A 331-nucleotide genomic window follows, 5' to 3' on the forward strand; every position below is an offset into this window, starting at 1 on the left:
CCACCATTGTCTGGCGGTAATACACCTGAGGTCATCTGTACTCAATGGGGGCATAGCTCAGCTGGGAGAGCACCTGCTTTGCAAGCAGGGGGTCGTCGGTTCGATCCCGTCTGCCTCCACCAATCACCAACGCTAAGGGCTTGGTTCATATGATGAACCGAGAATTTTGCATTGGCGATTGAGCCAGTCAGAGTGATACGTAGTATGTATCGGCTGTCGTTCTTTAACAATCTGGAAGAAGTAAGTAATTTGGATAGCGGAAGCGTCTTGAGATGGACGTGAAAACTATCCGGGTTGTGATTGTATCGATGTATCTCAAGATGATTCGAAC

Annotated in this window: 1 tRNA gene; it reads left to right on the top strand. The window is 48.3% G+C overall.

Going from position 1 to position 331, the window contains the following annotated elements:
• Window positions 1–46 precede the first annotated feature (46 nt).
• Window positions 47–122 (top strand) — tRNA-Ala (locus tag HWX87_RS37820).
• The last annotated feature ends 209 nt before the right edge of the window (window positions 123–331 follow it).

The organism is Burkholderia sp. BCC1644, from assembly GCF_902833225.1.
Classification (GTDB): Bacteria; Pseudomonadota; Gammaproteobacteria; order Burkholderiales; family Burkholderiaceae; genus Burkholderia.